At 44.7% G+C, this 26,482-nt stretch carries 25 protein-coding genes, 1 other RNA gene and 2 pseudogenes; 6 read left to right on the top strand and 22 right to left on the bottom strand.

Translation table 11 applies throughout. The annotated features are described in order from the left end of the window. Positions 1–8: 8 nt before the first annotated feature. The 5 genes from RE628_RS08700 to RE628_RS08680 all read right to left on the bottom strand — a co-directional run bounded on the left by RE628_RS08700 (position 9) and on the right by RE628_RS08680 (position 5,333). A complete protein-coding gene (locus tag RE628_RS08700; RefSeq protein WP_309158377.1) occupies positions 9–941 on the bottom strand; it encodes an ABC transporter permease in 933 nt (310 codons plus the stop codon). Positions 942–1,171: 230 nt separating this feature from the next. Then, the gene (locus RE628_RS08695) at positions 1,172–2,869 is read right to left on the bottom strand and encodes a peptide ABC transporter substrate-binding protein (RefSeq protein ID WP_309158376.1); all 1,698 of its coding nucleotides are present in this window, start codon (positions 2,867–2,869) and stop codon (positions 1,172–1,174) included. 237 nt (positions 2,870–3,106) lie between these two features. After that, positions 3,107–3,490 carry a DUF3397 domain-containing protein gene (locus RE628_RS08690; RefSeq protein ID WP_309158375.1) on the bottom strand — a complete coding sequence of 128 codons (384 nt, stop codon included), beginning with the start codon at positions 3,488–3,490 and terminating at the stop codon, positions 3,107–3,109. A 56-nt stretch (positions 3,491–3,546) separates the two neighbouring features. Further along, positions 3,547–4,542: a ketopantoate reductase family protein gene (locus RE628_RS08685; protein WP_309158374.1), complete on the bottom strand. Its 996-nt coding sequence runs from the start codon at positions 4,540–4,542 to the stop codon at positions 3,547–3,549. Positions 4,543–4,676: 134 nt separating this feature from the next. Then, positions 4,677–5,333: an RsfA family transcriptional regulator gene (locus RE628_RS08680; protein WP_309158373.1), complete on the bottom strand. Its 657-nt coding sequence runs from the start codon at positions 5,331–5,333 to the stop codon at positions 4,677–4,679. Positions 5,334–5,676: 343 nt separating this feature from the next. Here RE628_RS08680 and RE628_RS08675 point away from each other — a divergent pair, with 343 nt between their 5' ends. The 3 genes from RE628_RS08675 (at position 5,677) to RE628_RS08665 (ending at position 7,214) form a co-directional block, all read left to right on the top strand. Further along, on the top strand, positions 5,677–5,913 hold the full coding sequence (locus tag RE628_RS08675; protein ID WP_309158372.1) for a DUF2626 family protein: 237 nt from the start codon (positions 5,677–5,679) through the stop codon (positions 5,911–5,913). Positions 5,914–6,105: 192 nt separating this feature from the next. Continuing rightward, positions 6,106–6,942 (top strand): hypothetical protein, encoded by an 837-nt coding sequence (locus RE628_RS08670; protein WP_309158371.1) that lies wholly within the window; start codon positions 6,106–6,108, stop codon positions 6,940–6,942. 2 nt (positions 6,943–6,944) lie between these two features. Beyond that, positions 6,945–7,214 carry a hypothetical protein gene (locus tag RE628_RS08665; protein ID WP_309158370.1) on the top strand — a complete coding sequence of 90 codons (270 nt, stop codon included), beginning with the start codon at positions 6,945–6,947 and terminating at the stop codon, positions 7,212–7,214. Between the two features lie 8 nt (positions 7,215–7,222). Here RE628_RS08665 and RE628_RS08660 read toward each other — a convergent pair whose 3' ends face one another. Together RE628_RS08660 and RE628_RS08655 are read right to left on the bottom strand one after the other, a co-directional pair. Then, a complete protein-coding gene (locus RE628_RS08660; RefSeq protein WP_309158369.1) occupies positions 7,223–8,488 on the bottom strand; it encodes an extracellular solute-binding protein in 1,266 nt (421 codons plus the stop codon). Between the two features lie 315 nt (positions 8,489–8,803). Then, a complete protein-coding gene (locus tag RE628_RS08655) occupies positions 8,804–10,135 on the bottom strand; it encodes a PhoH family protein (RefSeq protein ID WP_309158368.1) in 1,332 nt (443 codons plus the stop codon). 372 nt (positions 10,136–10,507) lie between these two features. Between RE628_RS08655 and RE628_RS08650 the strand changes: the two genes are divergently transcribed. Continuing rightward, positions 10,508–11,176, top strand: a complete 669-nt coding sequence (locus RE628_RS08650; RefSeq protein WP_309158367.1) for a YhcN/YlaJ family sporulation lipoprotein — start codon at positions 10,508–10,510, stop codon at positions 11,174–11,176. 40 nt (positions 11,177–11,216) lie between these two features. Here the strand turns inward: RE628_RS08650 and RE628_RS08645 are convergent, their stop codons facing one another. The 7 genes from RE628_RS08645 to RE628_RS08615 all read right to left on the bottom strand — a co-directional run bounded on the left by RE628_RS08645 (position 11,217) and on the right by RE628_RS08615 (position 16,665). Then, positions 11,217–11,546 carry a PNPOx family protein gene (locus RE628_RS08645; RefSeq protein ID WP_309158366.1) on the bottom strand — a complete coding sequence of 110 codons (330 nt, stop codon included), beginning with the start codon at positions 11,544–11,546 and terminating at the stop codon, positions 11,217–11,219. Next, the gene (locus RE628_RS08640) at positions 11,534–11,668 is read right to left on the bottom strand and encodes a PNPOx family protein (protein ID WP_309158365.1); all 135 of its coding nucleotides are present in this window, start codon (positions 11,666–11,668) and stop codon (positions 11,534–11,536) included. The genes RE628_RS08645 and RE628_RS08640 overlap by 13 nt, the downstream gene beginning before the upstream one ends. 94 nt (positions 11,669–11,762) lie before the next feature. Further along, positions 11,763–12,836: an LCP family protein gene (locus RE628_RS08635; protein ID WP_309158364.1), complete on the bottom strand. Its 1,074-nt coding sequence runs from the start codon at positions 12,834–12,836 to the stop codon at positions 11,763–11,765. Positions 12,837–12,934: 98 nt separating this feature from the next. Continuing rightward, complete coding sequence (locus RE628_RS08630; RefSeq protein ID WP_309158363.1) at positions 12,935–13,243, bottom strand: YlaH-like family protein; 309 nt, start codon at positions 13,241–13,243, stop codon at positions 12,935–12,937. A 44-nt stretch (positions 13,244–13,287) separates the two neighbouring features. Beyond that, positions 13,288–15,129, bottom strand: a complete 1,842-nt coding sequence (gene typA / locus RE628_RS08625) for a translational GTPase TypA (protein ID WP_309158362.1) — start codon at positions 15,127–15,129, stop codon at positions 13,288–13,290. Positions 15,130–15,334: 205 nt separating this feature from the next. After that, positions 15,335–15,829, bottom strand: a complete 495-nt coding sequence (locus RE628_RS08620) for a hypothetical protein (protein ID WP_309158361.1) — start codon at positions 15,827–15,829, stop codon at positions 15,335–15,337. A 176-nt stretch (positions 15,830–16,005) separates the two neighbouring features. Continuing rightward, a complete protein-coding gene (locus tag RE628_RS08615) occupies positions 16,006–16,665 on the bottom strand; it encodes a TerC family protein (RefSeq protein WP_309158360.1) in 660 nt (219 codons plus the stop codon). Between the two features lie 128 nt (positions 16,666–16,793). Here RE628_RS08615 and RE628_RS08610 point away from each other — a divergent pair, with 128 nt between their 5' ends. After that, the gene (locus tag RE628_RS08610; RefSeq protein ID WP_309158359.1) at positions 16,794–17,492 is read left to right on the top strand and encodes a TerC family protein; all 699 of its coding nucleotides are present in this window, start codon (positions 16,794–16,796) and stop codon (positions 17,490–17,492) included. Positions 17,493–17,610: 118 nt separating this feature from the next. On the opposite strand, the gene thiI is transcribed toward RE628_RS08610, so the two are convergent. From thiI to RE628_RS08585, 5 genes and pseudogenes are all read right to left on the bottom strand, one after another. Then, positions 17,611–18,852 carry a tRNA uracil 4-sulfurtransferase ThiI gene (thiI, locus tag RE628_RS08605; protein ID WP_309158358.1) on the bottom strand — a complete coding sequence of 414 codons (1,242 nt, stop codon included), beginning with the start codon at positions 18,850–18,852 and terminating at the stop codon, positions 17,611–17,613. Beyond that, a pseudogene (locus RE628_RS08600) lies at positions 18,852–19,999 on the bottom strand (cysteine desulfurase family protein). The gene thiI and the pseudogene RE628_RS08600 overlap by 1 nt, the downstream one beginning before the upstream one ends. Positions 20,000–20,183: 184 nt before the next feature. Further along, positions 20,184–20,936 (bottom strand): lytic transglycosylase domain-containing protein, encoded by a 753-nt coding sequence (locus RE628_RS08595; protein WP_309158357.1) that lies wholly within the window; start codon positions 20,934–20,936, stop codon positions 20,184–20,186. A gap of 170 nt (positions 20,937–21,106) precedes the next feature. Continuing rightward, entirely contained in the window at positions 21,107–21,556 is a 450-nt protein-coding gene (locus tag RE628_RS08590) for a hypothetical protein (protein ID WP_309158356.1), read from the bottom strand. Between the two features lie 35 nt (positions 21,557–21,591). After that, entirely contained in the window at positions 21,592–21,783 is a 192-nt protein-coding gene (locus RE628_RS08585; RefSeq protein ID WP_309158355.1) for a DUF1540 domain-containing protein, read from the bottom strand. A 262-nt stretch (positions 21,784–22,045) separates the two neighbouring features. On the opposite strand from RE628_RS08585, the pseudogene RE628_RS08580 reads away from it, so the two are divergent. Continuing rightward, positions 22,046–23,913: pseudogene (locus RE628_RS08580) on the top strand (S8 family peptidase). A gap of 115 nt (positions 23,914–24,028) precedes the next feature. Here RE628_RS08580 and rnpB read toward each other — a convergent pair. The 3 genes from rnpB to RE628_RS08560 all read right to left on the bottom strand — a co-directional run bounded on the left by rnpB (position 24,029) and on the right by RE628_RS08560 (position 26,369). Continuing rightward, an RNA gene (rnpB, locus tag RE628_RS08570) (RNase P RNA component class A) lies at positions 24,029–24,432 on the bottom strand. Positions 24,433–24,519: 87 nt separating this feature from the next. After that, positions 24,520–25,635, bottom strand: a complete 1,116-nt coding sequence (locus RE628_RS08565; protein ID WP_309158353.1) for a Nif3-like dinuclear metal center hexameric protein — start codon at positions 25,633–25,635, stop codon at positions 24,520–24,522. Next, the gene (locus RE628_RS08560; RefSeq protein ID WP_309158352.1) at positions 25,611–26,369 is read right to left on the bottom strand and encodes a tRNA (adenine(22)-N(1))-methyltransferase; all 759 of its coding nucleotides are present in this window, start codon (positions 26,367–26,369) and stop codon (positions 25,611–25,613) included. The genes RE628_RS08565 and RE628_RS08560 overlap by 25 nt, the downstream gene beginning before the upstream one ends. Positions 26,370–26,482: the final 113 nt, after the last annotated feature.

The following is a 26,482-nucleotide window of genomic DNA, read 5'->3' as shown; positions in this document are numbered from 1 at the left end:
TCCAATGATTAGCCCTCCTTCCTAGCGTTAAGCTTGATTCGCGGATCGATAAATCCGTATGCAACATCAGTAATCAACCGGGCAATCATCAACAATGCACCATAGAAAATTGTGATACCCATAATGAGCGGATAGTCACGACTTGTAATTGCCATAACGAATTGTTTACCGATACCTCCAATACCGAAGACCTGTTCGATAACAACCGAACCAGTAACGATATTCGCGGTCATTGGCCCCATATAAGTAACAACCGGCATAATCCCGTTGCGAACTACATGGCGAATCAAAATAGCAAACCAACTTAAGCCTTTAGCCTTAGCTGTCTTAATGTAGTCCGCATGCAGAACTTCGAGCATACTTGACCTCGTCAGACGGGCTATAAAGGCTATAGGCTGCGCTGAAAGTGCTGCTACAGGCATGACATAGTACAATGGTCCTTTGAATCCCATCGTAGGGAGCCAATGCAGCTTGGATGCAAACACAAATTGCAACAATGATGCGAGTACGAAGCTTGGGACCGCAATCCCGAGAACCGCCAACACCATCGTCACATTATCTATGACTCTTCTGTGATAGAGTGCTGCTAAGAGTCCGAGCACCACCCCGATAATAACGGATACAACAATCGCGACAAGTCCCAGCTTGAGTGAAGCGGAGAAAGTTTGTCCAATGATATGCGATACCTCTTGGTTAACCTTTTTCATTGAAATCCCCAAGTCACCTTGAGCGATATCTCCGAGATACTTAATGTACTGTTGGAAAACGGGTTTGTCCAAACCATATTGTTCCATGAGACGCTGTCTGATCTCCTCAGGAACTTTCTTTTCCGACATGAAAGGATCACCCGGTATTGCTTTCATAAGAAAGAAGGTGGCGGAGATTAAGATGAACAGCGAAACCAATGTGTAGAATAGTTTGTTAGCAATGTAGCGCACCATACCCGTTAACACCTCCTCTTATAATTTTCGACAAAAAACGATATAAATCGATTTTAGGGCAAACCTTTTCATTTGTCTATTCGATAAATTTGCATATGACCACATAATATTTGCATATGCGCACACAACTTGGAAAAAAGTCGCAAAAAAAAGGGGATATATATGGAATACCACATATATATCCCAAACTTGCTATTCAATTATCGACATTTGTGTATTTTTACCGACAATTATTCTGCTGTCAGGTATGCACGAGTGTAGTCGATTGCACCGCTGTAGTCAACAACTACGCCTTTAAGGTTCGGCTTTTCAAGTGCTACGTTCGTGTAGTAGTAGATAGGCATATAAGCCATATCTTGTTTAATGAAGATTTCTTCCGCTTTTGCAAAGTCAGCGTCACGCTTCTTCAAGTCTGGCTCAGACTTAGCTTGCTTAAGCAGAGTGTCATACTCAGGGTTGGAGTAGCCCAAATCGTTGTTACCCGCGCCTGTCATCCACAGATCCATAAATGTCATCGGATCGTTGTAGTCAGCAGACCAGCCACTACGAGCGATTTGATAGTCAAGATTTTGACGATTCTTCAAGAATACGCCCCACTCTTGGTTTTGAATCTTAACGTCTACGCCAAGATTTTTCTTCCACATATCAACAATAGCAGTAGCAACTTTCTTGTGTCCTTCACCGTTGTTGTGGATTAAAGTGATATCAGGCAGCTTGGTGTAGCCTTCTTCCTTCATCCCTTCTTCCAACAACTTCTTAGCTTCATCAACGTTCTCTTGGAAATACTCTTTGTCGCTGTGTTCAGCGCGGAATTCACCTTCAGCACCCGCGATACCTTCTGGTACTGCACCGTATGCAGGGATTTGTCCGCCCTGTGTTATTTTGTCTACAATCGCTTGACGGTCGATAGCCATAGAGAATGCTTTACGAATCTTAGCGTTCTGGAATGGTTCTGCTTTAGAGTTAAATTGATAGTAGTAGGTACCAGCGATACCTTTTACTTTATATTCATCCGGCATTTCTTTTTGTACGATTGGAATTTGGTCGGATGGGATTTCACCGTTAGGTGCACCCGCACGATCAAGTTCGCCGTTACGGTAGGATTCGAGCTCAGTAGCACCGCTCTCTACCAAAGACATTGTGATTTTGTTCAACTTAATATCATCTTTATTCCAATATTGATCATTCTTCGTTACTTCGATAGTTTCACCGGTTGTCCAAGTGGTCAACGTAAACGGTCCGTTAACGATCATTTTCTTAGGATCTGTAGCCCATGCAGCATCATCCTTAACGGATTGATGAACCGGGTAGAAAGTATAGAATGAAGTCAGACCAAGGAAATATGGAGTTGGGTCATTCAATTCCACTTCCAAAGTATAGTCGTCAGTAGCTTTAATGCCAACTTCGTTGAAATCCTTAATTTTACCGTTGTTGAAATCTTCAGCATTCTTGATGTAGTACAATTGGTAAGCATAAGGTGCAGCTGGTTGTGTATCAGGGCTAAGCACGCGTTCCCAAGCAAATACGAAATCGTTTGCTGTTACAGGGTCGCCATTGCTCCACTTAGCATCTTTGCGAAGATGGAAAGTATATTTAGTTCCGTCAATGTCCCAAGACTCTGCAGCACCTGGAAGTTCCTTGCCATCAGCGTCCATGCGTACAAGACCTTCATACATCATCTTGAGCACTGTATTCGCTTGGCTATCCTGTGCTTGAGCTGGGTCAAATGTTGGAGGTTCTGCACTCAAATTGATTCTAAGCGTTTGATCAGAAGCCAACTTCACATCACCATTTGCAGCATTGTTAGCTGCATTGTTGTTTCCTTTTGAAGCACTGTTCTTCTCGCTGTTCGATCCGCAAGCAGATAATAGCGTACCGACCGCAAGAACGAGCGTCAAAAGAAGCAATAGACTTTTACTCTTCTTCATCCTTGCTGAGTCCCCCTTAATTAATATGTTTTGTGGTATATGTTTTTAGATTATACAACCAGCGGTCAAAAAAATCCAACATAAATTTTCTGAAATAGAACACCTGTTAATAAAAATGAAACGCATTATTAACAAAATGGTCAAATCTACATTATTGACATTTTCCGCTCTTTGTTCTACAGGTTTTCATTATTCTTTTCAATATGTAGTACCTTTTCTTTCCTCACTTAGCCTGAACTAAATAGCAGAAATATATGTAAAGAAGCTAATGAGAAATAAAACAATATATACGATTCCCGCTCCGGCAAAGGCAAGACGCCATACAGCGCGCAACATTCTGTTGACATCAACCTTCCCCTTCAGCCTGTTCTGGGCTCCGCCGATCAGACCCACGACAATCAGCAGGATAAGTAGTATTAAATAGAAACCAAACTTGGAATTAAATACGTTATTGAACAGAACAGAAACTGACAAAATAAGGAAGAATGTCGTCACGTCCATAGCCAAGAGCAACGAAGCTTTTCTCTCCTTCTTCAAGAAAACGCAGACAAAATAAACCAAGAAAAATGGAATAATAGGCATTATCGTAAAAATAAAAACCGGTCCCAATAGTACATTCAAAGACGAACCCTCCCCATAAAACGTAATTTTCAGACCTAAAACAAAATTTTATGTCCTCAGTCGCCCGCAGCCTCTAGTCCTCTAACCAAATTCAACAAAATCTCATGTCCAGGAGCAGATATGCCAGCAGCTTGAGCCATCTCTGTCAGTCGTCCATTTATGGAATCAATCTCGGTTGGCGCTCCTTTAAGTACATCGCTTAACATGGATGAGATGTTCCCGGCTGTCGACTGGCAGACAGATATAATCTGTTCATACATATTAGAAGGAATAGAGATTTGATGCGCCTCATAGATTCGCATTCCTTCCTCACATAGCTGCTTAAGCATCGCCACGCGCAACTTCGTATCGAGCAATTCTCCGTTCGGTATACGCCAAATTGCGGTTAACGGATTAATCACTGCATTTATAAGCAATTTCCTATAAATTTCCCTATCGATTTCTTTCGACAAAAAGGCTTCAAATCCTGCCGATTCAAGCATTTTGAGCAAATCTTCTCCATTGAACTGATCCTTCTTCTTATCTATAGAATCATTATATAGAAGAGATTGACTTGCTTGAGGGATACCGATTTGGGTACTCCCAACACCAGCGCGGATGACGTAATGTGAGTCTCTACGTTTGGCACCTTCTGTCGTTATAGCTACATAGATACTCCTGTTCTTGAAAGCGCTGCGGAATATCTCGATATGACCGATTCCATTCTGAAAACAGATGATTCCCGTCTTAGGACAGGCGATCTGTCCGATGATATCAAGCAGATCATGATCCACGCTCCGCTGTTTTGTCGTGACAAATATCCAATCAGGAACTTCCTCCTCAGAATTATTCATCGAACCATCAACTATATCATTTACGGAATGAGCCAGAATCATAGACGGAGCAATGTGTAGAAGAGCGGAATTCGGTTCCTCAATATGAACTCCTTCTTCCCTCAACAATCGAGCTTGTTCAGTCGTTCTTGTCCAGAAACGAACCCGTACTCCCCCCGCAGCTAACTTACCGCCAAATAACAATCCAAGAGCTCCCGCTCCAATAATGTCTACCTTCATCCGAATCCTTCCTTCCTAACCATCTACTATGTTTATACCAGACCTGTCCTTAGAAATACATAATAAGTACATTCTCTACAAAAACAAAGTCCCGCCGCGATTGCGATGGGACTTTGTTTATTCTATCGATTTTTCTATTCGATTCGTTCTAAATTGCCGTTAGCATCCATCTTGAATCTTGTTTTACTCTCGTCTTCCTCTTCATTAAGAAAGGCAAGTCGTCTAGCCCGGTCCATAATTTGAATCAAAGCTTTATAATCGTCGTTCACGACTCGATAATCGCTCTGAACCTCATTCACCTGCGAGAACAAACGTTTATTCTCCTCGCGCAAATTCAGCAGTTCTTCATCCTTCATGCGCAATTCTTTCTCCAGCATCTTCACGTGACGGTTGCTCTCTTGAACCGTATTCTTCCACCCGCGCAGAAAACGGATGACCGCATCGATCGAGATTGTCTCTTCAGTTACCCCGTCATTTTTGTAGATTCCCTCTTCCAATTCAACAACCGAAGTCAGTGAAGCTACAGCTGGGCTTCCCACCAGCGATCCCTGCTTCTTCATATAGTTTCTTTTTTGCCGTTGTGCTTTTGCGATACCTATCGCTGCCTCATATCTCTTACGGACACAACTGTTCCATCGGAAACCACAAGCAGCTGCAGTTCTACCGATCTTCTCCCCTACTTCTTCAAAGGCAGTCAATTGCGTGCTGCCCTCACGAATATGACGCAAAGTCACTTCAGCCAGAATCAGATCATCTTCCGCGCTCCACGCATCTTGTCTCACTGCTGTCATGCAATATAAACCTCCTAACGACATCCTAAATATACCGTCTCCAGCCTTTATCCCGGCAGGCGAATGGGTAAAATTACTTCTTACTCCATTTCTATGCCTCTCATAGAGTTCATAGAATCTATTTGGTATTAAAATGTATTTCCATTTTTAACCTCGTCCATACATGTCTTTGCAAAATACCAGTCAGATAAGGCGTCGTCTAATCAAATGACAATAATAAAAATCACAATTTATCAGGGAAGCAATTCTTTTTATTGACTTTTCGTTTACACTTGTTAAGGTTGCGGGTATAATAATTGTAGAATTTGGATGAAGCGTATACATAGGAAAGGGGGATTCACGCTTGGCACGAATGTTCCGTGTCCTCGGCTTTTTCACACTCTCCATCGGACTTATGGCTTTTGCCGGGAACCTCATTGAGATGGCTTTGTTATTTTTTATGCAGACTGCATTCTTCATGCTGTTTGGTTATTTGAAATTCACTGAGAAGACTTATATCATGCTGTTCTGGGGATATATGATTGTAGCCTTCACAGGATTCAGCTATTGGACGGTTTTCCAGATGGGGCTGCCGCTATAATCTCCGGCTTGCTTCATCATTACGACAAAGAAGACGATTCGATTTTATCGGATCGTCTTCTTTGTTTTTCATTTCGTGTAATTCGAAAGCGGACTTTTTGAACTACCTCATATATTTGCCGTGCTTGTATCATATACATCCTAGGTAAAGAGGTCCGGCCACCATAACATGATGCTGCAAAGGAGGAGGGATGTGTTGAACCTGAAGAACTGCTTACGTAAAACCATTGCTTCGCTATGTATGTTCATCGCTCTTGCAGTGGGTCCTTTGCTGCAAGGGGCTGCATATGCTGCTCCAATCTCAGAGGAAGACCTGAAGATTATGGAACAGAGTCTGTCCATCGTTGAAATTGATCGAGATATTAGCAAGATTACACTTCAGCAACAAGATACCGAACGAAGTGTGGATAAATTGACCAAGCAGCTAGCTGATAAGAGCAGTCAAATCAAAAGCAGCCGCGAACAAGCCGGAAAAGTGATCGCCGCCTACTATATGGGAGAACGCGAAACTCTACTCACTGCACTATTGTCAGTTAACAGCCTTAGTGACTTCTTTACCGTATTAGACTACTATCAGCTTATTTCAGAACGAAACCAAGATATCCTCAATACATATTTGCAAGAATACACCACTCTAAGAGCAACAAGAGAAGAACTGAATCAAACCAGTCAAGAACTGGAGAGCATGAAGCAACGATTGCTGCAGCAACGGGAACGATTGGTTGCACTTCAGCAGAGTGTGGAGAGTTCCATAAGCTCTAGCGCCGACCCAGAAAAGCTGCGACAAATGATCCAGGAATTAACTAGCTATTGGCAGAACGTAGGACTCTATGAAGTAAGGCGTTATTTCAAGGTGTTGTCTGAGGCCATGGCTAATTTTCCTGATTACTTAAAAGATTACAAGGACAGCCTCACTTCGTTTAAAGGAGGTTATATCCTGACCATCCGGGAAAAGAGCTCAACGAGTTCCTTAGAAGCAAAAATAAACTGCTTAGCGATATGTCGTTCCGATTCTCAAATCAACGCATGATCGTGCAAGGCAGCAAAGAGGGTCTTGAAATATCTGTAGAAGGGCATTATACCATTGAAAATCAACCGCAGAACGCCCTAGTTTTTCATATTGATAAGCTTGTCTTTAATGGCTTAGAATTACCGGACACCACAAGAACTGAGTTGGAAGATGAATTTGATCTTGGATTTTATCCAAAAGAGATCGTTCCCTTCATCGAAGCGACAGAAGCAGTAATTGACGAGGGTCAGTTAACTGTAAAATTAAAACTATCATTGAAATCAAACAGCTAACCATGAATTTATGGATTCAGCTCATCCAATTGCTTCAAATACTGTTTAGCATTTATATCATTATAAAGAAAAGAACGGGACGTCTCTTGTAATTGCTGCATCAACTCGGGAAGATTGGTTGTTACCGGCTGAGTAATTCCCTGTCCTTTTACGAACGAAGCCGTTACCCAATCTGGCAGTCCAGATCTCATCGCTTGATAGTACAAAGTTTTAAGTGCAGGCAAATGGCCCGTCTTCTCATGCCATTGACGTTGCTGGATTTGGGCAGTCATTGCCGAAATCCACAATCCAGCTGTATCCCGATGCTTGGATCTCGCTGTTACAACAAAGCTTCTGCCGGAAATCCACATTTTATTGCCTGATTCCAAAGGTTCTGGAAAGAAGATTTTCTTTCCACGATAAGGATACTTCCTCGCCTCTGTAGAAGGAATAAGCGTAATAACTGCATCTTGCCGATTACCACCAATCCAACGGTCGCTACTCTCATCGTCGCTGGTATCTATCATATAAGGCTGCAGCTGCTCCAAGAGCGGAACTGCTTCATTTAAGCTTTTCTTATTAAAAATAGATTCGGCCCCTTCCTGCTTGCCTTGACCTTTGGCACCCAATTGCCATAATAACGACATCATAGCATAAGGATCATTATAATCAAGCCCCAGCAAATACGCTGGAGAATTAAATTCATTCCAGGCTTCGATTAGCGCATGCCATTCCTCCAATGTCGATGGGAAAGAATGACCGATTTCTCTTAATACCTCAGAATCATATACCCAAACATAGGGATCGGCATCAAGCGGCACACCCCACACATAGCCGTTCCATTCATCCTGCGCCAAGGAAGCGCTTAACACTTCACCGGTCAAAGAACCGGAATAGTAACTCTCCGTCGGCAGCAAGAATCCGCCCGCTGCATAGCGACGAACCCAGACATTGTCGAGCAATACGACGTCGGGAGACGCACCAAGCTCGAACTGCTGTTGCAAAGAAGTGTAATCTTCCCCGGTAGGTAGATTCACCAGTTCAACTTCAGTGGAATGCTCCTGCATAAACGAATCGTTCATCGCCTTCAGTTCATTGAATTCCGACTCAGGTAGCCGTACGGCTACTTTTATCCGTCCATTGTCCCGAACCTTCTCCTGGCTTGGAGGTTTTACCGGCTCTGTTGTTCTCTCCTGATCTTTGGAACCTACCATCGTTGACTTCTCCGTCGGTGACAAATTAATCAAGGCGAGCAGTAAGAGTGCAAAAAGTACCCAATGGTTTCTTCGCTTCATACCCGTTCTTCCCCTCCAACGTTTCAAACCATCAAAACACAGGAATCCAATTCATATCAACTAATCTCTATTGTATCAAACTCCCTAGTACCTTGTCCCTAAATTCTTATAGAGGTAGTTTGAAAATTCTCCCTTTGATAAGAAAACCGATCGAAGAAATTCAAGGATGAGCGAGCGAAGTGAATCAAGAAGTAATCGACATCGACCTTCTCGGTGCTGAAAGTCAGATTTTTTAAACGCGTAAAAAAACACCGGGGGTAATCCGGTGTCAAATGAGCGAGACTTCCCAGCTTTCTCTCAAAGAAAAGGTAACTTCTACAATAAATCTGCCGCCAATTGGGCCAGCTTGGAGCGCTCGCCTTTCTCAAGCATGATATGTCCGCTTAACCCTTGCTCTCTAAAGTGTTCAACCAGGTAAGTAAGTCCGTTGCTGGCCGAATCCAGATAAGGGTGATCGATCTGTTCTGGATCGCCTACGAGGACGATTTTACTCCCTTCGCCGACTCTTGAGACGATCGTCTTCACTTCATGCTGCGATAGATTCTGCGCTTCATCAATAATAATAAACTGACCAGGGATGGAGCGTCCGCGGATATACGTAAGCGCCTCAACCTGAATGCTTCCGAGCCCCATCAGAATTTTATCGATATCGCCAGATTTCTTTGTATTGAATAAATATTCTAAATTATCATAAATCGGCTGCATCCAGGGACGGAGCTTCTCTTCCTTCTCCCCAGGCAGGTAACCGATATCTTTTCCCATCGGAACAACCGGACGGGCAATCAGCAGTTTCTTGTACTTATGCTCATCTTCTACCTTCAATAGCCCTGCCGCCAGAGCGAGCAAGGTTTTCCCTGTTCCGGCCTTGCCTGTAATCGTAACCAGTGGAATTTCATCATTAAGCAGCAATTCCAGAGCCATCCGCTGCTGTGCATTGCGGGCACTGATTCCCCATACAGGATCATTGCTAAGATACAACGGTTCAAGTCGGCTGGCATCGTCATTTACTTTTAGAAGTGCTGACTTCCCTCTCCCCATCTCATCTTTCATAATAATAAATTCATGCGGATATAGCGGATAGGATAATCCAAGCGATTTCACAGACAATGAACGGAATGTATAAAATTCATCAATGACGGACGGATGAACCTGTATAGACAAATAACCCGGATACATTTCGCTTGGATCTGCAGTACGGCCCGTCAGATAATCTTCCGCAATCAAACCGAGAACGTCAGCCTTGATTCTCACTAGTACATCCTTACTGACGATGATAACTGAACTTGGCTCGGGCTTCTCTAATTCTTCAAGGTGATAATTCAGAGCGACCGCTAAAATGCGATTATCATTGCTGATCTCGCCGAACATCTCCTGTACTTTGGCAAAGCTACGGTGATTCATTTCCACTTTAATGACGCCGCCATGTTCGAGTATGACCCCATCATGTAAATGTCCTTGCTCCCGTAGGCCATCGAGCAGCCTGGATACTCCGCGTGCATTACGTCCGATCTCATCTGCATTGCGCTTCTTCGAATCAATTTCCTCTAGCACGACCGCCGGAATCACTACTTCATGCTCCTCAAAAGCAAAAATGGCATTCGGATCGTGCAGCAATACATTCGTATCCAATACAAAGATCTTCTTCACGGATATCCCCTCCACCGCAGTCATTACAGCTTCAAATTCGCATTGTAATTCAAAAGGTCTTTGTTCAAAAAGTTCGATTTTCAGCACCGAGAAGATTGGATGAGGCCAGGAACTGAGGAGCGGAGCGTAGGCAAAACCTACGTGAGCACCTAAGATGTTTCCGTAGGAAACATGACTTCGTAAGCAATTGCTTAAGCCCGGCTGAATTCAAGATTCGATGTCAAATAGACTTCTCAGTGTTACTTCGTAATCAAAAGCAGACTTTTTGAACTACCTCTCTAATACATATTTTTTATTGTCCGGGAAATGTTATAGATACCAAGCTGGATTCATATCTGGCAAGAACTCATCTCCGAAAGGACGGATCAAATCATGCGAATTTGGCTGTGTTTATTATTAACGGCCTCACTGCTAACTAGCTGCCAAACAGCTTCTAAAAAGGCATCACCCTCTCCAAAGAATCAATCTGAAAACACTACCCGGACGCAAAGTGTACAGAGGCATGGTCCCAAGGGTCTGAGCAATACAACGGGTAAGGCAGCGCAGAATAACAAGAGTAATACAGGCAAAGCAACCGGCAAAAATCAGCAGAAGAATCGACAAGCTCATCTGGAATCACTTGCTAAGCAGGTTCCTGGCGTCAAAGGCGCCCACTGCGTCATTATGGGAAAGACGGCTGTTGTCGGTATTGATGTTGATGGGAACCTTGAGCGCGCACGCGTCGGAGGAATCAAGTATACCGTTGCCGAAGCGTTGCGTAAGGATCCTCAAGGCACCGGAGCTATCGTCACAGCCGACATGGACCTCAGCCATCGTATCGCTGAAATCGGCAAGAAGACTTCCGCAGGACATCCGATCTCCGGCTTTGCGACAGAAATGGCCGATATCATCGGACGAATCGTTCCACAAATGTCGAGCGACACGCATCCGCGCACTAAGAGCGTTCCGGCCAAGCATGGAAAACATCAACCTACGAAGCAAGAAAAAAGCAAAGTAAAGTCGAAAAGCCACACTTCCGGTACCTCTGGAAGTAAATACTAGGTCTGTCCTAGATGAAAAAAAGCCCAGCGAATGGAATTCGCTAGGCTTTTTTCATTGCATTAAAAACTTGATTGTCCAAATTCTCCATAGCACGCTGATCGTACACCTTGGTATAGGTTGGTGCGGATGCAAGATGAGCGCCGTAGAATAAAGCATTCCTTACGGCGTCGATCTTCATGTCGAAGCAGCACATTTTGAATGGAACCCCGTCGAGTGGGTCCTGCACTACCTCGGCCACACCATTAATCGCATAGATGGTCTCCGCGCCAAACACAGTTACTGTAATTCGCGGATGAGTCTTCATATTGTTGACAAGCCTCGATCTGTGGTCCACAGCAAAGCGAAGAGTCGAGGGATTCAGCGCATACACCCAGGAGATCGCACTTGAGGTCGGCCCCCCGTCTCCACATCCACCGTGCTGAGCAGAACGAACGTTTCGGACTGGAATGCATTGAACAATGGTTCAGATAATTGTGTAACGAGTTCGGACATTAACGCCAGCCCCCCTGATCATACTTAAAGTAAGGAACCCTCATCCCACTATCTAATTGTATTATACCACGACACAAAACTTGCCTTCAATCGATCACTTGCCCGATTGATTTCCTTGTCCTTCGGATTGAGGCTTTGTTCCGGCAAGCTCGTCCTTCAACGCCTGCTTCGCCTTATTCAGCTCGCTGTCATTGATATAGACATAAGGGCTCTTCCAATCGCCCGTGACGGGAATAAAGGATACATTCTCTTTGGAAATGTTCCAGTAAGCGGCAATTATATTTTTGACTTGTTCTGCTTCCAGGTCTGTCGTCATATTATCACCAATTGATGCAATCGCCTTACCTGCACCAATCACACCATTCAAAGACTTAGTCTGATCAATCATTGCATGAAGCACTTCATTTTGCCTCTGGTTGCGCTCAAAATCGTTCGAAGGCTTCGTCTTAGGATCGCAGTTCGATTTCCGGTAGCGAACATAATCGAGTGCCTTTTCGCCGTTCAAATGTTGGTCGCCCTTCTTCAGATTGATATTGGTACCGTCTGCCTTGTCCACATAGCACATATTGGCATCAACGGTTACATCAACTCCGCCGAGAGCATCAACAACATCGCGGAAGCCCTGAAAATTGAGCACGGTCGTATAATCAAGCGGAAGATCCATATACTTGCTTAACATCGTCTTCATTTCTTCCTTGGCCGATATACCTGATTTCTTCTCAGCGACCAGGAACTTAGGGTAGAACGAATTAAGCTTGTTCGCTTTATAGCCCTTCATTTCAAACCTCGTATCCCGAGGTAAAGACACAATCGTAGCCGACTTCGTCTTCGGGTTCATGGCGATCACCATAATGACGTCGGTGAGATGGGTTCCGGTCTCTGGACGGTAATCCGTACCCAATAGCAGCATGGCAATTGGTTTAACTTTAGCGGAATTCTCCGCAGCCACTTTGCCTGAAGTGCCTGTCTTGTTGATCGTATCATTAAGGGTAAAGATCAAATACCCTGCGATCCCACCCACTCCAAGCACTGCAACAATAAGAAGCGTCAATAATACCTTGAAAAATCTTTTCCCACCAGACTGCTTTCTGGACTTCTTTGATCCTTTGGCGGAAGACCGATTAGAACGGTCATCACGAGGTGGTAGACCTTTGTTGTAAGAACTCATAGAATCAAACACCTTTTCATCTGGATTATGTCGTCACATAGAGTATACGAATGAGAAGGCAATAAAGTTTCCACGTAAATCTCACACACTAACGTATACTACTCGCTCTGCTCACCAGCTGCAGGCATAGATTTTTGCTTTTTGTTACGTCGACCTTCCACAAAATAACGGATACGTACCATTAGCATTAGGACGACGGCAACGAGCAGACATTGAATAATCGGCAACTTGTCGATCTGAAAAATGAGCAGGAGGAACGAGCCGATTGCCATTAAAATATATAAAATGATCTCCTTTAGAAGCGGCAGCTTCTGCTGGCTACGAAACACCTTGTTGTATACAAAGATGATAAGCACATAAATCAAAATATACGAAATGACCGGGTTTTGCGCGAACCAAGCCTGCAAGGCCAGCCCCTCCTTCGCTTCACATCAAAATGAATATATTACCATTATAGATTAGCTTCGGACATTTTGCGATGTTTTTCAGCTCTCTCACGCTCGCCTTTATTCAGAACCTTCTTACGTAGACGAATCGATTTCGGCGTAACTTCGCAATATTCATCATCATTCAGATATTCCAACGCTTGCTCCAAGGAGAACAGACGCGGTGTCTTCATTTTAACGGTGTCATCTTTCGTTGCTGAACGGATGTTGTTCAATTGTTTTTCTCTACAAATATTTACAACAATATCGTTATCGCGGTTATGTTCACCGACGATCATACCTTCATAAATCTCCGCACCAGGCTCTACAAATAGGATACCCCTGTCCTCGATTCCTAGAATACCGTACATGGTCGAAACACCATTCTCACTGGATACAAGCACTCCTTCATGGCGTCCACCAACTTGGCCGCCAACGACTGGGCCATAGCTATCATAGGCATGGTTCATCACGCCATAACCACGGGTCAAGGTCATGAAATTGGTAGTATATCCAATCAGGCCGCGAGCTGGAATCAAGAATTCAAGGCGGACTTGACCGTTGCCACTATTGATCATGTTCACCATTTCCGCTTTACGGGAACCTAAGCTTTCCATAACAGCACCCATGCTCTCCTCAGGAATATCAATCAAGAGACGTTCGATCGGCTCCATTCTAACGCCATCGATTACCTTGACGATAACTTCCGGCTTCGATACTTGCAATTCATAGCCTTCTCTACGCATATTCTCAATCAAAATACCGAGGTGAAGCTCACCACGTCCAGAGACGATAAAGGCATCAGGGCTATCTGTCTCGTCCACGCGAAGTGATACATCGGTCTCCAATTCCTTTAACAGACGCTCGCGAAGCTTACGGGAAGTGACCCATTTTCCTTCACGTCCAGCGAATGGACTATTATTAACAAGGAAAGTCATTTGCAGTGTAGGCTCGTCAATCTTGAGTACCGGAAGCGCCTCTGGTTGGTTCGGATCTGCAATCGTCTCACCGATATTGATGTCTTTAATGCCGGCAATCGCTACGATATCACCCGCTCCAGCTTCTTCGATTTCTACACGGCGCAAGCCTTGGAAGCCGAAGAGCTTCTCGATGCGAGCCATTTTCTTGCTACCATCGCGCATCATCACGGCTACAGATTGGCCTTGACGGATAACCCCGCGGTTCACACGGCCGATCGCAATACGTCCGAGATATTCGTTATAGTCCATCAGTGTTACAAGAAATTGAAGAGGTTCGTCAACTTTTTCAGTTGGGGCTGGGATATGATCGATGATCGTCTCATAAAGGGCAAGCATATTATCATCCTGCTTCTCAGGATCCGAACTGGATGTACCGTTCAGAGCGGATGCATAAACAACGGGGAATTCCAACTGCTCATCCGAAGCCTCGAGTTCGATGAACAAATCCAATACTTCATCGATAACTTCGGCCGGACGGGCTGCCGGGCGGTCGATTTTATTCACAACAACAATGGGGGTCAAATCATGCTCAAGCGCTTTGCGAAGTACGAATTTCGTCTGTGGCATGCAGCCTTCATAAGCATCAACGACAAGCAGAACACCATCAACCATCTTCATGATCCGTTCTACTTCTCCGCCGAAGTCGGCATGCCCTGGAGTGTCCACGATATTGATTAAATAATCCTTATACGTAATGGCTGTATTCTTAGCCAAAATCGTAATCCCGCGTTCCCGCTCAATATCATTGGAGTCCATCGCGCGTTCCTGTACTGCCTCATGTTCTCTAAAAATACCGGACTGCTGCAGCAGTTTATCTACAAGCGTCGTCTTGCCATGGTCTACGTGAGCAATAATCGCAATGTTGCGGATGTTATTTCTTTCATGCATAATTTTTCTCCATATCCTTTCGTTTCTATATCTGATTAAATTGTCCATCAGATCGTTATGTGATTTATAACGACTGTGCAGGCAATCAATTCCTGGAACTAAGCTGAAAACAGAACCACAAAACAAGCGTCGGGCAAATTAAAGACCGACGCTTGACCATCCCTTATATTATACGCTAAAAAGTCAGAAAATCAACACCCTGACTTTACCATCCGCGCCGTGTTTTCCCGCGCGTAAAGATCATGACGATGCCAGCAATGATAAGGATAATCGCCAGAATGTATATGACCGACCAGGTAAACAGAGTCCAGCCGAGCAGAACCAAAGATAAGATACCGACAATCAGTGCTGCAAGTAATACCCCTTGCTGTCGCTGAGATGAACAATAATCATACTCGAACAGTCCAACTGCGATACCAAGCAGAAATGCCGGCCAAGTATATTTCAAAGTCTGCCAGCCTCCAAAATTGCCGATGAAGAAAATAATACTGTAAACTACCAGAATTCCACCAGGAACGAGCAGCTCTACAGGTCCTCTTCTCCAGAAATACCACAAATGCAGTAGGATGCCCGGTATCAAGAGAAGTAAAGGCCAGAGCGCCTTGCCCAGAAAGCTGAATACGCCGAGCTTTCCTAGCAGGATAATGATTCCAGCAGCCAGAATCACAATACCAGTCGTCAGCTTGTTATTATCGGACATTAGATCACACACCTTCCAGATGACAATGAGGAACATACCGCAACAAAGTACGACACCTCTATATTTCAATTTTATATGAATTCGGCATAAAAAACCACTCTTCGCAATTTCAAGAGTGGTTAAATTTACATTTTAATTATTGATTCGTGGTCAAAAGATAACTTTTTGAACTTCCTCTATTGGCGTTGCGCTCTCGATTTGAAAAACCAGCCAAACATAATAACAAGTCCTGCCAGCATGATCGGCAATATTCCAGAGAGGTTCGGTATGAGAGTCTCCAGTAGGATACCGAACTTAGGATCATGGATGAGCATACCGCCCGCTGTATATCCTAAAATGCCGGCCCTTAAATAAATAAGAAACGGCAATTTATGAAGCAAAACAGAGATGATATTACTGCCCCAGACGACAATGGGAATGCTGATAGCGATACCAATCACCAATATAGCTAAATCTCCGTTAGCCAGTGCAGCGATTGCAAGTACATTATCAAGACTCATTACAACATCTGCGATCAGAATTGTCTGAACCGCCTTCCATAATGTAGATGCCTTTTCTGAACGGTCAGATTCTTCATGTGGCATTAATAGTTTGAAGGCAATTCCAATAAGTAAAAGCCCACCAACTGCTTGAATAAAAGGAATTTTCAATAATATTACTGCCACCCATGTCATGATGCAACGCAGCACCACCGCTCCGATAGCTCCCCACCAAATCGCCTGCTTGCGTTGCTTCTTCCGTAAATCTTTGCTGGCCAAAGCAATAATAACCGCATTGTCACCGCTGAGGACAAGATTTATAATTAATATTTCTGACAGCAAAATGATCTGTTCCACACTCACCCCTCCCTTACAACTTGTATGAGAGAATGAGTCAAGCTATGCCTGTTTCAAAAATCCAACTGAATAATTGAATCTTTTATATGAGTTATTACGTATATACATCTTTAGAGGAAGTGACAATTGTGGAATGGTTAAGTACATCTTTTTTTCTATCACTCATTAACATTGTATTCATCGATTTAATTCTTGCCGGTGATAATGCAATTGTTATCGGTATGGCAGCCAGGAAGCTGCCTCATAACGTACAAAAGAAAGCCATCATCTTTGGTACCGGCGGTGCCTTGATTCTTCGAATTATCGCCACACTGCTTGTCGTGTGGCTGCTTAGAATACCTTGGTTATTAGCAATTGGTGGTGCCCTTCTACTCTTTATCGCGTATAAGGTACTAAGCGATAATGGTTCACATGATTCGATCGAAGCGAAAGATTCATTATGGGCGGCAGTGCGGACGATTATTATCGCCGATGCGGCCATGGGGCTCGATAATGTCATTGCCGTAGCCGGAGCAGCCGGGCAGCATATGATCCTTGTCGTTATTGGACTATTGATCAGCGTTCCGATTGTTGTCTGGGGAAGCACGCTCTTCATCAAGCTATTAGACCATTTCCCTTGGATCGTATACCTGGGAGCAGCCGTGCTCGCTTTTACCGCTGCCAAGATGATAACGGAGGAGCCTCATTTTCTTCCCTTCTTCGAGGACAAGCCTTTCTTACGATATTTGTTGATTGCCATCGCTATCATCGTCATTCTTTACGCGGGCTATCGCAAGAAATCTACGGAAGACAAGAGCAGAAGGCAAAAACCGAGAGAACAAATGTAACAAAAAGAAAACGGAATCCTTATCCGCAGGTTAGCGGCTGGATTCCGTTTTTATTATTCTTAATGATTATTAATGAGTGTTCAAAATGGGCGGTTTCGGACTTTTTGAACTTCCGCTCTTAGAACCATTGCTCTTGAACAACTTCTGGCTCATCCTTTTGATTCTTGCGGATAATGACATGAGGCTTAACGATAACCGACTCCGTATTCTCTACAGCCGTTTCAATCATCTGATCAAGCTCGGTCAATTCTTTTTCGACATGTTCAACAATCCGTAGGTTCGGGTTCGTTGCCGGTGATTTAGGAACGAATAGTGTACAGCAATCCTCGTAAGGAAGAATTGATAAATCATAGGTCCCGATCTTCTTTGCCATTGAAATAATATCTTCTTTGTCCATCATGACAAGCGGACGCAGCAGTGGCAGATCCGTCACTTTGCCGATTACATTCATACTAGCCAGTGTCTGGCTTGCTACCTGACCGAGACTGTCACCCGTAACTAGAGCCAGTGCCCCGTTCTTCTCAGCAAGCTTAGTAGCGATGCGCAGCATGGATCTTCTCATCAGTGTGATGATTAAATTGTCCTGACCCGACTTCGCCAAGGCAGTCTGAATGTCAGTGAATGGAACGAGATGTACTTTGATTCTACCCGAAAAGCCAGATAGCACCTGAGCGAGATCAAGCACCTTCTCCTCCGCTTTCTTGCTCGTGAACGGATAACTGTGGAAATGCACGCATTCGATCTCCAGACCGCGACGCATAGCAGAATAGCCAGCGACCGGGCTATCGATTCCACCGGAAAGGAGCATCATCGCTTTACCGTTCGTTCCTAGTGGGAATCCGCCTGCGGCTGGAATCACTTCGCAGAACAGGTAGGTTACATGCTCACGGACTTCCACTCGTAGCTCAAAATCCGGATGATGAACATCAACACTCAAATGTGGGCATGCACTAAGTATAGGACCTCCCACCAGGTGATTCAGCTCTAGTGAAGCATGAGGAAAGCCTTTGAAGACCCGGCGTCCATGCACTTTGAATGTTTTATACTTGTCCTGCGGTATCGATTTTACAAAATCAACAGCGATAGCAATAATATCTTCAAGCTTGGATGGCGATACCTTCACCGGGCTAATCGAGGTTAGGCCAAAAATATTTTTTAACGATGAGACGACTGGATCAGCAGCCTGACCATTTAATCTCACATAGATCCTTCCATATTCATAAATCGCTTCCGTTCCCGGAAAAGCGCGAAGTAACGCTTTAACATGGGACAAAGCCGCCCGTTCGAACTTAGAGCGATTTTTCCCCTTGACCGTAATCTCTCCGAACCGGAGCAACAGCATTTCATAATCTAAATTCATTAGCCTCTCCCCTTCAAATCTTCCTGACGCGCTACCGCTCTTTGAAGAGCGACCAGAAATTGTTGTATATCCTGTTCCGAATGCTCCTCACCAAGACTTACACGGATGCCTGAGGAAGCTTCTTCAACACTTTTGCCCATAGCCAGAAGGATGCGGCTTGGCTCACTCTTCTTAGAGGAACAAGCCGAACGAGTCGATACGAGGAATCCATCCTCCTCCAGCATATGGAGCATAGCCTCTGCCTTCATTCCTGGACAAGAAAAATGAATGATATGCGGTGCACCATCTGACGGTGAATTAAGCACGAGCTTCGGTATAGACTTAATACCATCCATCAGGACATTTCTGAGATGTCGTAAATGCTCAGCAGCTTGGACTTGCTCCTCTTTTGCCATTCTAATAGCCTTGGCCATCCCTACGATGTAAGGAATATTCTCTGTGCCAGCCCTTCTTCCACCCTCCTGACCGCCCCCAATAAGTAGAGGCTGGAGCTTAATTCCCTCGCGGATGTATAACAGGCCAATTCCTTTGGGGCCTCTGAATTTATGAGCAGACAAACTGTACATATCAATATACGAAGCTTGAAGTGACAAAGGAAGTCTTCCGAATGCTTGTACGCCATCCACATGAAATAGCACACGTGGATATAGTTCCTTAAGCTGCTTGCCGATCTCCTGAACAGGATTAATGCTTCCCGTCTCATTATTCACATGCATAATCGAGACAAGCACCGTATCGTCCTTGATGGCAGCACATACCTGCTCCGGAGTTACAGTTCCTTCATGGTTAACCGGCAGATAAGTTACATCCCAACCAAAACTTTCTAGCTGCTTGCAGCATTCATAGACTGAAGGATGCTCTATTGCAGTCGTTATAAGGTGCTTACCCCGATTCATAAATTGCAGGGCGGCACCTTTAATGGCCGCATTATTGCTCTCGGAAGCTCCTGATGTAATGATAATCTCAGATGGTTTTACCTGGAGAGCTCCAGCGCAAACCTCACGAGCCTTTTTAAGCAATTGTTCACTCTGTTCCCCAAAATATGCAATGATGAGGGGTTACCATAATGCAGGCTCATGACTTCAGCAATCGTACGAGCAACCTCGGGATGAGGCGGCGTCGTTGCTGCATAATCCATATATTTCATAATTTCACCTAGTTCCTTTTAGAGGTAGTTCACACATACTCGATCATAATCCAAGCTGAAAAAAGACCAAAAGAAAAAACGCAGATTTCCGGGAGTGGCCGGTGCGTTTTCCCTTTGATCTTAATATATCAGCCCTGCAATCAGGCGTCTAATTGAAAAACATTCTACAGCCACATTTTGGATGCTACACTTCATATTTGCTGCGAGCACTCGTTACTTTAAATACATAATTCTGCGTCTCACGCGGCAATAAATGAAGCTTGTCCATCAGCTCCTGATCGTTACTTATACCAACTCTCTGTACGCGGCCCGGACCAGCATTATAAGCAGCAAGCGCGGTTCGCTCATTGCCTCCGAAACGTCGGATCAGATTAGCCAGATAGCGTGTTCCGCCATCTATATTTTGGGCAGGGTCGAATGAATCCGTAACTCCTAACCCACGAGCTGTTCCATCCATTAATTGCATTAGGCCCTTCGCTCCCGCAGAAGATACAACCTTCGGATTGAAGGAGGATTCCGTCTCAATAACAGCCTGAATCAAGCTCGGATCTACCCCATAACGCTGAGCAGCATCTGTAATCAATTGCTGAATGTCCCCAGCAATCTCGTGCTTGGAGGAAGAAGTGACATGTTGTCCAGAAGAGACCGGAGTATTCGGAATAACAGAACCTATATTATAACTGTCCGAGCTGTCAGTGACTAGCCCATTCATACTGTTCAAATAATCGTTCAACTGGGCGGAGATATTCGAAATCTGATCTTCATAATCCTCCGGCGTAATGCTGCCATCAGCCATCATCATTTCCTGAAGCAAAATATCGAACAAAGAACCATCTATACCACTTGATGCATCTCCTGCTTTGTTCCCTTGCAGATCAACATTATTCTTCACCTGGAGCGAAATTAGCTGTTCCATCGTCCGCGGATCAATTTGCATGTCGGCCAGCTCCTCTACTTGTACAAAAAGATATATGTATATATTTTACACGGCATTGGCAATCATGACCACCTCTTTTTATAGAAGTAGTTCATAAAGACCTCTGTTGAACATGAAGTAGCACCAAAATAAAAGGCTGACATCAGAAGGATGTCAGCCTTTTACAAAAATTAACGAGTAAATGGAATCAGAAAGAAATAACTTAGAGTCGCTACAATACCCAGACCAATCGCCCAGCCACCAGACGTCTTAGCTCCTTGACTGTATGCATAGAAGCCTAATACTGCGGCGAGTGGTCCAAGAACAATGCTCCAGAGAAACAACGAGGCGATCCCGATTCCAACTCCAACATAACCAACAGTACGTCCTATGCTACTATCGGCAACCCCCGTATCTGATCGTTCAACTTCATCATTACTCTCCGAACGAATCTCACGGCGCTCCGTAGTATCCCAACTTGCCCCGCCCACTGGGGCCGTTGGAGAAATTTCCGAAGCGTATTCTTCTTTGTCTGAATTATTATTTGTATTTACTGGATGTTCTGAATGATCTTTACGTGGAAAATCTAGACGTTTTCTTCCTCCATAAAAATCATGTTGGTTGTCATTGTTATCATTCATCTACAGCACCTCCTATGGTTGTAAAATTGGGAAATTCACTTTGACTTGGGCTTGAAGGTATGACAGCAAGTAGCAGATGATGTTGTTGCTTTGGTCTGATTCTCAGAATCGAATGATTCGCCGGCAAATTCCGCATGATACTGGCGAGTAGCGTTCTGGTCGATATCGATCATAATGCTTTCAGCCTGACAAATATTTTTCTCTCCCCAATGAACACAATCGGCCACGCTACATTTTACAATGGGTTTACTCCCGCTTGTCATTGATTAATCACCTCGAGAACAGTGTTCCCTCTGTATTGCTCGTTATGCCTTCAAAATGGTTGACAAAGCAAGACAAAAGATGGGGATGATACCAGACTATTGCTAGCTCTTCAGATTCCGGTCTTGGAATAAAAAAACAGGCTCCATAGCAACCTAATTCATATCTTCAATCAGCCATATAAGTTGAATGGAATCGTTCAACTTATACAGTTAAGGAGGCAATAACATGAAATGGTTCAGATGGGCCTTAGTCGGTGTTGTGGGAATCACTGCCGCTGCCATGATTGGCTTGTATCCCTTCAATGAGAAGGCTCCACGCCAAGCAGCAGAACGTACGAGTCCGGCTCCTGGTCCGAAGGAGGAGCAGCACTTGAAGCAAATGATGCTGCATCGTGATATGACAGCAACAGAACGATTAATAAGAATGGATACCAAAGGGCATCTTCGGGCATTAGCTACACACAAGGTTAATCCGGATAAGATGACCTCCTCTGCTGCAGAATTGCAAAAGGGGCACCAGCAGTTCAAATCCATTCTTTGGTTTGATGGCACAAGCGGCAGAACGAAGGAAGTTCGTGCTGCTCAATACAAGCCGAGTAGTGAGGAACAGAAACAAATTGCAAGCTATATCGTCTACGCCAAGAAGTCGCTACAGAAAGGAAAGGCATATGAATCCCCGGCTTTTCCACAAAAAAATCCAAAATTTTATATTACAGCGGAACCTGCGAAGCAGGGCGGAGACGGGGTAATCGCTGTTATGGACTTAGGTATTCTCGGTAAGGTAAAGGATCATCAGCATAAAAATCTCCGGCTGATCCCCTATCCGAAGGAAGGTAAATACAAGGTAGAATCCGTTGAGACCGACACCTTACGCGATATCACAGTCAAAACAGGTCATGATAATGAAAAAGCGAGCCATTTCTATGAAAATGAAATCGTGGTCACCTTTAAGCGCGGACTAACGACACAAGACAGAAAAAAAATAATGAACGATCTACATTGCAGACCGCCGCAAAAAATAGTGAACACCTATATTTTCCGTTCCGATACGATGACCATGAATGAATTGAAAGATTATTTCCTTAAAAATTGGCAGCCTGATTATGTGGAGCCACATTACCTATATATGACCAATGAGACAAGTCTGGACGACACCCCCATTATACCCAATGACATGCTGTTCTCAGAATATCAATGGAATCTGCCGATTATCGATACGACACGTGGCTGGAAGTTAAGTAAAGGAGCCAATGATGTCATTGTCGGTATTGTTGATACGGGAGTCGATCTGCAACATCCAGATTTAAAAGGACGGCTGCTGAAAGGCTACAATGTCGTTGATCCTGATAAAGAACCGCTTGACGATGTCGGTCACGGCACCCACGTTGCCGGAATTATCGCGGCAAATACCAACAATAACGAAGGCATTGCCGGTATGATGTGGAATGGCAAGATTCTTCCGGTTAAAGCGTTGGACAAGTCGGGGCAGGTACGACCTATTCTGTCGCACAAGGAATAATCTGGGCCACTGATAACGGCGCAAAAGTGATCAATATGAGTCTAGGCAATTACGCTGATGCACAGTTCCTCCACGAGGCAGTAAAGTACGCTTACGATCATGATGTTGTGCTTATCGCAGCCACAGGCAATGACAATACAGAGCGCCCGGGCTATCCGGCTGCCTATCCAGAAGTCCTGTCCGTCTCAGCCACCGACTATAATTTGAAGAAGGCTTCCTTCTCGAATTACGGCGATTATGTGGATGTGATGGCTCCGGGTGAGAGCATTGCCAGCACCTATCCAGACAACCAGTACGCAGCCTTGTCGGGCACCTCGATGGCATGCCCGCATGTAACCGCTCTAGCTGCATTGATCCGCTCGATCAATCCGGATCTGAAGAATACAGAAGTGATGGACCTTATCCGCAAAAATGTAATTGATCTTGGCGAAGTAGGACATGACAAATATTACGGTTACGGGCAAATCAATGTCTATGCAGCGCTTGAGGCTGCAGGTGGAGGCGAAGCATCACTGCAATTCTGGCCACAGTCCATCGAACGCAAGATGGATAGGGTCATCGATAGATTGAAATAAGTACAAAAAAAGACGGCTGAGACAGCCGTCTTTTTGCTCTGTTAATTTATTATTTGAGGCGGATGACCGCAGTAGAGATACTTGCGGCAACCAGTTAGATAAAAATGTTGCGAGTGATGAAAGTTTGCCATAAGCCGGGTTCTGTACTCGTAGCGGTAAAACGGGAACTACCCTCCCGCTGTAAGTGACAATCATCTATCTAGACCGCATATTACTATGTGGTTCCAGCGACCAACCCAGACGCGCCTCGGGCTAAGGCTACTTCAATGAAGAAGCTGCGTCCCATTAGGTCTTGCTCCAGATGGGGTTTACCAGGAACGAAGTCACCAGCGTTCCTCGGGGTCTCTTACACCTCGGTTCCATCCTTGCCTGTGCACGCCTTGCGGCGGCCATCGGCGGTCCATTTCTGTGGCACTATCCTTCGGCTCGCGCCGACTGGACGTTATCCAGCATCCTGCCCTATGGAGCCCGGACTTTCCTCTCGCGGCCGAAGCCGCCAGCGATTGTCTGTCAAACTTTCGAAAAGCAACACTAGTTAGTATACAGGGTAAATCAAGTTATCTCAAGTCCAATTTATAGGTAATTCAAAAAACACTAATAATAAATTTACATAAACATAAATGGCTCGGTATTGATTTTGGATGCAACAACCTTCGTCTCATATTTATGTTCAGTCAGTTTCTCAGTTAACCATTCAGATACTTTCGCTTTCATAATCTTCTCCGCATTATGGCCTGGGTCAATAATGGTGATTCCGGCCATGAATGCATCCTGTGCCGTATGATAATCTACGTCTCCCGTCACGAGCACATCTGCTCCCTGGAACAGCGCATGCTTCCAATAACGCCCCCCTGAACCGCCTAGCACAGCAGCCTTCTTAATGGTCCGATTCATATCGCCAACAACCCTGACAGCAGGAACATCAAGCTTCACTTTGACACGATCCACAAATTCCTTTAAGGTTACCGGCTCTGCGAGTTTGCCTACCCGCCCTAATCCCAAAGTGCGTCCTTTCAGATCCATCGGATATAGATCATAGGCTACCTCTTCATACGGATGATTTCTCAGCATTACCTGAATCACCTGATTACGAATGCTAGCCGGAACGATCGTCTCGATGCGAATTTCCTCAACTTTCTCCAACTTGCCCTGCGAACCAATATAAGGATCCGTGCCTTCCCCAGGTTTGAACGTGCCATAGCCTTCAATATTGAAGCTGCAATGACTGTAATTGCCGATCGCCCCTGCTCCAGCGTTAAGCATAGCGTCAAGCACACGCTGATGATGATCCTTCGGAACGAATACAACCAGTTTGTACAGGTTGTCTGTATGAATATCTTCCAGAGAGGCGCTAGGCTCGAATCCAAGCGCTTCAGCCATCCAATCATTCATACCGCCTTCCGTAATATCTAGATTCGTGTGAGCTATATAGACAGCGATATCATGCTTGATTAGCTTCTCATAGACTTTCCCCATCGGGGTATCCACCTGTATAGATGGAAGCGGTCTGAAGATTATCGCATGATGCGCTATGATCAAATTGGCTCCGAGAGAAATGGCTTCGTCGACAACTTCCTCATTGACATCAAGTGCAACGAGAATGCCTGTGATCTCCTTGCTTAGGCTGCCAAGCTGTAGACCAATCTTATCTCCTTCCATAGCAACATGCTTAGGAGCAAGCTGCTCCATATACTGAATTACGGTCTGTCCTTTTGCCAGCATGTCAATACCTCCTTAAGCTGATCTATCTCCTGCCTGAATTCGTTCTCCCGTTCACGGGATGTCTCCAGACTGGACAATGCTACCTGGCGGCAAATTTTCTCCAGCTTCGCTATTTCTCCCTGCCACTTCTTCAGCAGCACAGGCGAAGGATTCATGATTAATCTAGGTCCTATTCTTAGTTGCAACGGTTTGGAAATGATGATACTGCCACTCATCGTCTTATCACGGTACAATTGTTCGTTCAGCGCTTCTGCTTGTGGATCGAGTACAGCAGTCAGGATCTCGTAGATCTTCCCGTCTTCCTCCAATATTTGCTCTTTCACCAGATACCATCCGTTATCGATCAACCAGGTTCGTACGAATTCTTCCCCGACATTGGGTTGAAGTACGAGCTGCTTCACTCCGACTAGCTTATCAATCCCGCTTGTAAGAATGGATACAATCAATGCCCCGCCCATTCCGGCGATCGTGATCGTATCAACTTCCCCAGTGCTGATGACAGCCAAACCGTCACCTTTGCGTACAGAAATACGACTCTGTTCCCCAGCCTCGGCAACTTGTCTCCGAGCAGCTTCACAAGGGCCATCATTCACTTCCCCGGCCACAGCATAAGAGGACTTGCCATTCTTTACTGCATAGACCGGTAATAACGCGTGATCCGATCCAATATCGGCCAGTCTGCACCCGAGCGGAAGCTCTTCTGCAATAGCCTGCAATCTTGCTGATAGTTTCATTAAGAAAATTACACCACCCGTTTTATTTAATGCCATAACCTGGAAAGTCACAGCAATTTGCATTGACTTGGAAAAAAAGTTAAAATAAAGACCAATAACATTGAAAAACAAGG

The organism is Paenibacillus sp. D2_2 (genome assembly GCF_031199965.1).
GTDB lineage: Bacteria > Bacillota > Bacilli > Paenibacillales > Paenibacillaceae > Fontibacillus.
The sequence above is the reverse complement of the archived record's forward strand: the minus strand, read 5'-3'. Positions and strand labels throughout refer to the sequence as shown.